This is a genomic window from Streptomyces sp. NPDC023838, assembly GCF_040639555.1.
In the GTDB taxonomy this organism is placed as follows: domain Bacteria; phylum Actinomycetota; class Actinomycetes; order Streptomycetales; family Streptomycetaceae; genus Streptomyces.
Genome location: NZ_JBFAAD010000074.1, coordinates 1 through 7,768 on the forward strand (window position 1 = coordinate 1; position 7,768 = coordinate 7,768).

At 67.3% G+C, this 7,768-nt stretch carries 8 protein-coding genes and 4 pseudogenes; 5 read left to right on the plus strand and 7 right to left on the minus strand.

The genetic code is table 11. The features are described from left to right. Nucleotides 1-270 (minus strand): leucine zipper domain-containing protein (locus AB0G17_RS37130; protein ID WP_361392658.1); only part of this gene is annotated, 270 nt, incomplete at its 3' end. 97 nt (nt 271-367) lie between these two features. On the opposite strand from AB0G17_RS37130, the gene AB0G17_RS37135 reads away from it, so the two are divergent. Beyond that, nucleotides 368-868, plus strand: a complete 501-nt coding sequence (locus AB0G17_RS37135) for an NUDIX domain-containing protein (protein WP_361392661.1) — start codon at nt 368-370, stop codon at nt 866-868. Between the two features lie 13 nt (nt 869-881). On the opposite strand, the pseudogene AB0G17_RS37140 reads toward AB0G17_RS37135, so the two are convergent. Both AB0G17_RS37140 and AB0G17_RS37145 read right to left on the minus strand, forming a co-directional pair. Next, nucleotides 882-1,103, minus strand: a pseudogene (locus AB0G17_RS37140) (transposase); the annotation flags it as partial. Nucleotides 1,104-1,313: 210 nt separating this feature from the next. Beyond that, nucleotides 1,314-1,589: pseudogene (locus tag AB0G17_RS37145) on the minus strand (IS701 family transposase); the annotation flags it as partial. Nucleotides 1,590-1,930: 341 nt separating this feature from the next. Between AB0G17_RS37145 and AB0G17_RS37150 the strand changes: the two are divergent. Next, nucleotides 1,931-2,455, plus strand: coding sequence for a MepB family protein (locus AB0G17_RS37150; RefSeq protein WP_361392663.1), 525 nt, complete (start codon nt 1,931-1,933; stop codon nt 2,453-2,455). 232 nt (nt 2,456-2,687) lie between these two features. Continuing rightward, nucleotides 2,688-2,888 (plus strand): hypothetical protein, encoded by a 201-nt coding sequence (locus AB0G17_RS37155; RefSeq protein ID WP_361392666.1) that lies wholly within the window; start codon nt 2,688-2,690, stop codon nt 2,886-2,888. 535 nt (nt 2,889-3,423) lie between these two features. Here the strand turns inward: AB0G17_RS37155 and AB0G17_RS37160 are convergent. The 3 genes and pseudogenes from AB0G17_RS37160 to AB0G17_RS37170 all read right to left on the minus strand — a co-directional run. Further along, nucleotides 3,424-3,927 (minus strand): hypothetical protein, encoded by a 504-nt coding sequence (locus tag AB0G17_RS37160; RefSeq protein ID WP_361392669.1) that lies wholly within the window; start codon nt 3,925-3,927, stop codon nt 3,424-3,426. Between the two features lie 310 nt (nt 3,928-4,237). Further along, nucleotides 4,238-4,696 carry a hypothetical protein gene (locus AB0G17_RS37165; protein ID WP_361392672.1) on the minus strand — a complete coding sequence of 153 codons (459 nt, stop codon included), beginning with the start codon at nt 4,694-4,696 and terminating at the stop codon, nt 4,238-4,240. Nucleotides 4,697-4,766: 70 nt separating this feature from the next. Further along, nucleotides 4,767-5,015: pseudogene (locus tag AB0G17_RS37170) on the minus strand (IS5/IS1182 family transposase); the annotation flags it as partial. Nucleotides 5,016-5,382: 367 nt separating this feature from the next. Between AB0G17_RS37170 and AB0G17_RS37175 the strand changes: the two are divergent. Both AB0G17_RS37175 and AB0G17_RS37180 read left to right on the plus strand, forming a co-directional pair. Further along, entirely contained in the window at nt 5,383-6,018 is a 636-nt protein-coding gene (locus AB0G17_RS37175) for an IS5 family transposase (RefSeq protein WP_361392675.1), read from the plus strand. Nucleotides 6,019-6,107: 89 nt separating this feature from the next. Then, a complete protein-coding gene (locus tag AB0G17_RS37180; protein ID WP_361392677.1) occupies nt 6,108-7,229 on the plus strand; it encodes a hypothetical protein in 1,122 nt (373 codons plus the stop codon). A gap of 400 nt (nt 7,230-7,629) precedes the next feature. Here the strand turns inward: AB0G17_RS37180 and AB0G17_RS37185 are convergent. After that, nucleotides 7,630-7,768 (minus strand): annotated as a pseudogene (locus AB0G17_RS37185) (IS3 family transposase); the annotation flags it as partial.

Genomic DNA, 7,768 nt, shown 5'->3' on the forward strand with positions numbered 1-7,768 from the left:
GACGTCGGCTTCGGTGGCATGGGGGCAGTGGTGGGGCTTGCTGGAGCGATCCCGCAGGCCCTCGAGGCCCTCGTCCTGGTACCGGCGCAGCCACTGGTAGAAGCAGGTGCGGCTGATGCCGTAGTAGCGGCAGGTCAGCGCAACGTTTCCGGTGACTTCCTCGGCGTGACGAGGACCGCCAGGCGATGCTGGGCCTGACGGTCCTGTTGCTGTTGCAGCGAAGGGGGCATGGCAGATCTCCGTAGTGATCGGAGACCCGAGTGTCAACAACGTCCGGCAGTTTTATAGCTAGGGCGTGTTGCGAAAGTCGATCTTGGTGACGCTAGGGTTCCTATCAGTCGGCTTTCGTGTAGGAGGGGCGGGGACCGTGGACGCTCACGTACAGACTCGTGTTTCGGCATACGCAATCGCGGTGGAGGACGATCGACTGCTGCTGATCCGGCTGTCGGACGCCTCGCCAGTCTTCACACCGGGTTTGTGGCACATGCCAGGCGGCGGAATTGACCCGGGCGAACAGCCTGTGGAGGCCTTGTCCCGTGAACTCCGGGAGGAGACAGGGCTTGAACTCGTTGATGCTCGACTGCTCGACGCGCGGACCTACGCGGTCCGGCGGGATGGAGTGAGCTGGAGCCTCACGGCGTTGTTCTACGTCGTTGCCCTCAAGGGCGGGGCGCCGGCGGTGACCGAGATCGACGGCTCCACCGACGCCGCGGTGTGGATTCCTCTGGCCGACTTGCAGGACGACACCATGCTGTCACCAGCAGCAACCGACGCGCTCCGCATACTTGAGCAGGCCGAAGGCACTGTTCACAGCCACTCGTTGAGGACTGCGACCAGCACGGTTCGGCCTGAGCCTGTAGCTGGGTGACGATACAGGCCCAGGTGCCGTCCCGCTGCCAGCGCCGGAACAAGTCGTAGGTCCGATCCCACGGACCGTAACGTTCTGGCACGTCCCGCCACGGGGCGCCGGTCCGGGTCCGCCAGCGTATGCCGTCTATCAGCTGCCGCCGAGTCCACACTTGCGGACGACCCGGCTTGACGCCCCGCGGCAGCAACAGCTCAAGCCGGACCCACTGGCTATCCGTCAGGTCCCCGCGCCCCATGAGACGTGATCATCCTCGATCAAGATCGACTTTCACAACAGGCCCTAGTACTACAACGGTGTTTGCCGTGACTGGTGGGCAGGTGTCATGGGCTGTGTCCGCGTCGTTTGTAGTGACTGGTGCGGGCCTGGTGCTGGCGTCGGCGTCGCCAGGTCGACCAGTGCAGAACGTGGGCGAGAGGCGGTGGCTGGCGGTGGTTGAGGCGGGTGATCAGGCGTCTGATCTCGGGAAGGCTGAGGCGGATGAGCTGGGAGGATCCGTTTCTGCTTTGTCCGTGTCGAGTTCGCGGGCCCGCAGGACGGTGAGGCAGGCGTGGGCGGCCATGGCCAGGGTCATGTGGCGGTGCCAGCCGTCGTAACGTCGGACCTGGTAGTCGTCCAGACCGCACTCCTGCTTCGCGCTCTGGAAGCATTCCTCAACCGCCCACCGGCTGCCCGCGACATGGATCAGTTCGTCCAGAGTGGTGTCGGCGGGGCAGTAGGCGATCCGTCCGGCCGGTCACAGGAGATGCGCAGCGGGACACGGGGTACGGCCATGGGATGCGCGAGTCCGAACCGCAGTGTGTACGTCAGCAGGTCATCGGCGAGGTGCTCAGCGTCTCCCGGCAAGTCCACTCCAACTCACCGGCCCTGTCCTGCCATTGGGCAGCCGGGACGCCTTCGAGGACACCGACGCAGTAGGCCACGGCCTGGCGCACATGCTGTCCGCTCACCGGCACGTGTGGTTTCCCGAGCTGTGCTTCCCCCGAGTGTGACATGGGGGTGAGACTACAAGGGCGAGACCGCGTACCGGTCGGTGTGCGGTGGGCGTGATGGCAGGATGTGTGGATGGTGACGAAACAGCCCTGGTCAGGGCTTCACGGGGACCTCTTGGCGGCGAAGGAGCTGGTGTACGACCCGAGCGGCTTCGTCTGCACACCGCCGGTGCCCGAGCCCGAGAGCGCGCAGTACGCGGCTCACGCATTCACTCTGGACGGGCTGTCGGTGAGGTTTCGTGTGGGGAAGACGACCCCGACGAAGGTGGGTCAGTTCGTCACCGTGTGGCAACGGTCCGTCGAAGGCCCGATCCGTCCCTTTGACGCCGAGGACGGCGTCGATCTGTTCGTCATCAGCAGCCGCGACAGCGGCCGTTTCGGGCAGTTCGTGTTTCCGCGAGAGGTGCTGTGCGAGCGCGGCGTCGTGTCTCAGGCCGGGGTCGGCGGAAAACGGGGATTCCGCGTCTATCCGCCGTGGGTGACGACGCCCAGCCGTCAGGCCGGCAGCACGCAGGCGTGGCAGGGGGAATACTTTCTGCCTCTTGATGAGGGACGGCCCCTCGTTGCCGCGCGAGTGCAGGCCCTCTATCACCCGTAGGCCTCAGGCAAGGCAATGGCAGGCCACCGGGCCCAGTACTCCCCCCCCTCCTCCCGGCGTGGGTAACCGCCGCGACGGGCGTGGGTGGAACACGGTAGGGTCCGGATCTTCGGTTGCTGCAAGCCGCCCGGAGTCCCCTTGAGGCTGTGCCGACAATGTTGAACCTCGACGACACTCCGCACGGATCCGGCTCGACCGTGCTCTGGACCGCCTGGACGCCACCTTTCGCGGAATGACCGCCCGCAGTGATGAGGCCCAGTGCGACTGCCACTGGGGCAGCGCCGAAGAGCTCGCGCTGCTGAAGGTGCCGGACGTAGTGCTCGACCCGGACCTGCTGCGTCGTACCTGGGATGTTCCGAACGAGACGATCACGGTGCGGTGCTGCGCCGTATCCTGCCGCAATTCGCCGGGGCGCTGGTCAGTGGCCACGTGAAGCCCATGTTCGGCACGTACGAGGTCGGTCTCTCGTTCGCTCGCGGCCACTGGCGGCAGTGGCCTACGGAGCAGAGCTCGGCCGTTTGGGAGTTCCTGCATGCCTGGTGGGCCTGCACCCTCATTGCCTCGGATCCACCCGTACCCGCGTACGAACTCCTCGCGCTGTGCACCGAGGCGACCGCTGCCTACTGGGAGTCCGATCTGCTGGGCGATCTCCTTCCCTGGGACGCGTGGGACAACGCGGACGCCTTCCTCGCCGAGCTCACCGCCTGGTTGGTCCATCACGCCCCGGCGCGGCTTCACCGCAGGGGGCTCCCGAGGGATTGCTGCAACGGATACGGCTCCTCGCACTCACCGGCACCGCCCGCTGGGAGGACCCGTACTGGCCCGACTACCGCTACTGAGCGAGCTGTACGGCCAAGGTAGGGAGCGGGGGGAAGGTACGGAGTTCGAAGTGGGTGCCCTCAAGGCCCCGGGTACCACCGCCACCACCTCGCCCTGACCTGCCTGCACACGGCCTTCTGCGACACGTTTTAGTCCCGTAGCTCGTTTGCGTGGAACAGGAGGCTGTCGGGTCCCGGGAGGTGCCGGCCAGGCGGGTAGTAGCGCCGTCGCCCGTTCCGGTCGCTCACGGCGGTGAACCCGGCGGCCTCCAACCGCCTCGTGTACTTGGTGGAGCCGCGCCGCGTGTACGCGATCCCCAGGAGGATGAGAGCCGAGAAGAGGACGAGGGAACTGCCCGCGAGGACAAAGCCGACGGTCCTGTTCTCCGGCTCGAACTCGGACCACAGGCCATAGGCGGCCGTCAAGGAGGGGATGAGTGCGATCACCGCCCGGTGCCTGGTCGAATACTGGCGGTGGAGGTCTGTGAGCATGCGGGCCTTGAGGAGTTCGCGTGCCTCGGGCTCGTCGGGCGGCAGTGAGTGTCCGTCGGGCGCGTGGGGATAGCGGGCCCAGTTCGCCGCCGCCCGGGCCCGGGCGTGCTCGCTGCGGTCGGGCACGAGGAGCATGGTGAAGCACCGTCCCTCGACGTCCATGTGCAGGTCCATGTACACGTATCACGAGAGGTCGGACCCACCGGCACTCCCGCCGCTGGGGTCTCCCTGGGCCTGGTCGGAAATGATGCCCTACTAGGGAGTGTTGCGAAAGTAGATCAGGAGCCGTAGTTGGCTCGGGTGGTTGTCTGGTCTGACCAGCCCTGCGACAAGGCGAGATGGCCGGAGCGGAGCGCGCCGCGCTGTTGGGTAACCCATTGCTCAACCTGATCTGCGGATTCCGCGACCGGCTGATCCGTGGTGTCGATCAGGTGGGTGCACCATCGTCGGCCGTCCAGCCGGTCCAGCGGTGTCAGGCCATACGGGGCCAGCTGTCGTCGATGATGACGTCGGGTCGGTATTGGGGATCCTCGGCGTGCTGGCGGTGCCAGGCGGCCCAGTCGAGGAAGGCGTCAACCGCCGGAGCCTCCCATCGGCCGGAGTCGCGCATGGTGAGCCTGCCGCGCCGGACCTCGTCGGACACGTCGACCAGACACACCGCGATGCCATCAAGCAACGGGGCGGAAGGGCTGGCCAGGACCTCTCCCATCGGGGACTGCCCGGTCAGCAGGAGGTCCACTCCACGGTCCTGGTACTCCAGCGCGCGACGCACCCACATCTCCGTCATGCGGTTGCGCCACCGGCGATCGGCGCCTTCCGGTACGCCGAGCTCGTCGAAGTCGTGCACGGCGACCCGCTTCAGCCGCTCGCCCACGGAGTAGGCGAGCGTGGTCTTGCCCGAACAGCTGGAGCCGGTCAGTTTGAGCAGCATCTGACCAGGATGTCAGGCCAGTTGTGGTGTCCTCGAAAGGTTTTCTTCGGGGCCTTCCCGCTCTGGCTTGTCACAGCCACTCGTTGATGGCCGCGACCAGCACGGTCGCCTCATAGCGAACGGCGAGCTTGTCATACCTCGTGGCCACGGCTCGGTGGCGTTTCAGGCGATTGATCCCGCACTCCACCGCGTGTCGCTCCTCGTAGTCGTCCTTGTCGAACTTGGGCGGGCGCCCGCCGCGGTAGCCGAGCTTCTTGCGGTTGCGGACCTGGTCAGCCTTCTCCGGGATCGTGCAGCCGATCCCGCCTCGGCGGCGGATTTGTCCGCCGCACTCGCGTACTGGCGGGCCTGGGCGGCGTAGCTGTCGGCCTGTTTGGCTGAATCCACCGCCTTTTGGGCCCACTCCTGGGCCCCGGCATCCCGGGCTACCGCTGCGACCTGGGAGGCGAGTGCTGCGTCCTTCTGTGCATCCTGGGCGATCTTGGCGGCTGCCGCGATGGTGGCTTGCATGGCGGCGGCGTGGCTCAGGGAGTCGTAGTCGAGCTGGGCCGCCTGGTGCTGGACGGGTTCGATGAAGTGCCGGCGCATCCAGGCAGGGCCTTCCATGGCGACATGGGCGTACGCCGTGGAGTAGGCGTCGCCGGAGGCGATCACCTTCATGGTGGCGACGGCGTCGTCCGGCAGGAGTGAGCCGTGAACATCGACTCGACCTCCTGCCGGGCGCATCAGCACGCGGCCGGAGCACCTCGCAAGCCTCCGGCCGACCACCCGCAAAAGGGGGCGGGGCCCGTGAGGAGGCCGATGGACGCGAGGCGCTGGGGCGTTCACGGGGCGGACGGACCAGCAAGGTCCATCTGCTCTCCGACGACCGTGCCCGCCCACTGACCTGGCAGACCTCACCCGGTCAGCGGGGCGACACCCCGATGTTCGCCCCGGTCCTGGATGGACTGCGCATCCGCCGCCGTGGACCGAGCCGCCCGCGCAGCAGGCCGGACCGGGTGCGCGGCGACAAGGCGTACTCCAGCCGCGACAACCGCGCCTACCTGCGGCGGCGCGGCATCAAAGCCACCATCGCGCAGCCCGACGATCAGCGGGACCACCGCCGGCACCGCGGACGCTTGGGCGGTCGGCCCCCGGCCTTCGACAAGGCCCAGCACCGCCGCCGCAACGCCGTCGAGCGGTGCGTGAACAAGTGGAAGCAGTTCCGCGCCGTGGCCACCCGCTACGACAAGCGCGACTACATTTTCAACAGCACCCTGACCGTCACCGCGATCGTCATCTGGCTCCGCGACACCGTCCAAGAGCCATCAGAAACGACCTAGTTGGAGCGTTACGCAATCGAGACGGCCGGTCGGTCGGAAGGGCTGAAAAGAAGCCATGGAACCGCTATGACCATGCCGATACTCGCTTCATGGAAGCATCCGAACTGACGGCCTGGGTCACGACGCTGCTGACCCAGGCATCGAACGGGGCGGCGGGTGCCATCGGCGGGGCGGCCGGCGCCGAGGCGTCACGGCTGATGCGGGAGCGGTTAGGGGCCTCTCCAGAAGACCGTGCGACCCTTGATCCGGGGAGCGGGGACCCCGGCGAGATGCAGCGGCAGGTCGCCGCCGCCCTCGCCGCGGACCCCGAATTCGCCCGTCGAATTGAGCAGTTGTACGAGGCGACGCGACGCCACCCAACAGCGGCGCCGCACGCGGGAAGAGACCTCTACCAGGCTCACATCGGCGACCGCGCCAAGAACAACACCATCTCGTTCGGCCCGCTGACCCTGCGCAAGGAAAGCCTGACACCCACCACGGTGACGGCGATGCTGCTCGCCGTGGCACTCGTCATAGGACTCGCGGGCTACGGGCTCACCAAGGCCGTAGGGGGCGATGGCGATGCGGTGCGGACGCCCTCAATAGGGGCGGACGCGGGCGGCGGCGGATCGGAGGACCTGGCCGCCGGCAGCGGATCCGGGGCGAAGGGTGGCGGGAAGGGGCGCAAGGCCGCACCGGTCAAAGACCTCACACTCCTCAAAAAGGTCCTGCCCGACGTACAGAGCATGCCGTCGGGGTGGTCGTTGTTCGAGCCCGCGGACGTCGAGGAGGCGACCACGGACGCCTCCTGCCGCGAGGACGGATGCGCAGGGGTGCGCGGAACGGGCGGAGTCGCCTATGCCGATTCGGGTGCTTCCAACAAGGCATACATCGCAATCGAGGCATTCGACAGCGCCGAGACAGCGGCAGCGGGCTACAAGCGGTGGAGCGAGGGGGTGGGAAAGAAAGGCGGTGAGTCGCGGATGTCGTTGGGATCGATCGGCGATCAGAGCGTTGCCTACTCCGGCCGAGAGTCCACCGATTCGGCAAGCACGTTTCACATGCGAGCGATCGCCCGTGCGGGGACCGTCATGATCGACATTTTCTACGGCGGCGGTTACCACGAACTCGACCCGACGGTGCTGACGCGCATTGCCCAAATGGTGGCCGAGCGCGCCCGCCAGGCCCAGAACGCGGAACAGCCGTCGGCCACGTTTGCGGAGACTCACTGAGGTCGAGTATCCGTACCTTGCACTCCATTGGGGCCCGTACTCCCGACGTCCTCGTACGAGACCGAGCCGCATGCGATGAACGCCCGCTCGGGCATGGTGACTTCAGCGGGGCGGCTCCGGGGCGCGATCGCCCCCGAGGCGTCCACCGGGAAGACGTGCACCTATCCGGCACCGGCACCGGCAGCCCGGCCGACCCAGCAAGCGCGTCGCCCGGAAGCTGCTGGCTCCTGACAGTCCGGACCGCTCTACGCTTCGAGCTTCGGCAGGACCTCTCCGTGCGACGGAAGCACTGCCGGCGCACGTACCGGCGGTCGGTGACGATCTCCCAGCCCTTGTCACCGGCACTCCTGGCCTGCAAGACGGCTTCAGGGTCTGCTGCAGGTTTGGGTGACAGGTTCGGTCACGCGACCTGGAGGGCCGGTGTGGTCATGACGGTCTCGAATTCGATGGGTGTCAGCCGGCCGAGCGAGGCTTGCCTGCGGCGTCGGTGGTAGGTCCTCTCGGTCCAGGTCACGATCGCGATCCGTAGTTCCTCGCGG

What these genes read in the sequence shown, in the direction of transcription:
- AB0G17_RS37150 (WP_361392663.1), top strand. Translation starts at nt 1,931, where the DNA reads ATGGTGACGAAACAGCCCTGGTCAGGGCTTCACGGGGACCTCTTGGCG.
- AB0G17_RS37155 (WP_361392666.1), top strand. Translation starts at nt 2,688, where the DNA reads ATGACCGCCCGCAGTGATGAGGCCCAGTGCGACTGCCACTGGGGCAGC.
- AB0G17_RS37160 (WP_361392669.1), bottom strand. Translation starts at nt 3,927, where the DNA reads ATGGACGTCGAGGGACGGTGCTTCACCATGCTCCTCGTGCCCGACCGC.
- AB0G17_RS37165 (WP_361392672.1), bottom strand. Translation starts at nt 4,696, where the DNA reads ATGCTGCTCAAACTGACCGGCTCCAGCTGTTCGGGCAAGACCACGCTC.
- AB0G17_RS37180 (WP_361392677.1), top strand. Translation starts at nt 6,108, where the DNA reads ATGGAAGCATCCGAACTGACGGCCTGGGTCACGACGCTGCTGACCCAG.